Origin of the sequence: Photorhabdus sp. P32, assembly GCF_038085095.1 — a bacterium.
Classification (GTDB): Bacteria; Pseudomonadota; Gammaproteobacteria; order Enterobacterales; family Enterobacteriaceae; genus Photorhabdus; species Photorhabdus luminescens.
The window spans coordinates 1-602 of record NZ_JAZGJN010000047.1; the positions used below are offsets into that span (position 1 = coordinate 1).

General features: G+C 32.5%; 1 pseudogene. It reads right to left on the reverse strand.

Going from position 1 to position 602, the window contains the following annotated elements:
* Window positions 1-413 precede the first annotated feature (413 nt).
* Window positions 414-602 (reverse strand): annotated as a pseudogene (locus V2H77_RS00145) (hypothetical protein); the annotation flags it as partial.

Here is a 602-nt window from a genome sequence, read left to right on the forward strand (position 1 = left end):
TAAGTTTAAATTTATACATTTAGAATAACTTCATATATTAATTATCCATCTGGCCAAGTTACAAAGTCTCTACTGCTATCACTACAGGTTGTGTCACTAATATTGCTAATAGTCAGAATTTTTCTCCTGGCTAACGACCAGATTAGCCATAGTGAAAACATCGTTCTTCTTCTGGCAAAAAATATAAGCACTTCAACAACAGGCGGACCAGAAAAATAATTCCCATGAAAATTAATTAGATAGGTATTTATTCTCTTTACAGAAAGCAATTAGATGCAATATTTAAATTACGCAATTTAAAATATTAATGTAAANNGTATTATTAGGAAATACAAATAAAAATAATAATCATGATTGTACTTTTCAAAAATCACAACAAGATAGAAACCTATAGATATTATTGAATAATGAAATTATGAATTTGATTTAAATTTTCCTTCACACAATTTGCCGTTGATATATATCCGCCCGCTCTTTCCTGGCTTCCCTAGCTCCCCTGACTTGCCACTATTCCCCTTTTTACCAGGGCTTCCAGAACAATCTAAGTTTCTAATTCTATCCTCAATATTACACCACGCAGAACCGCCATCACCGCCTTTCCC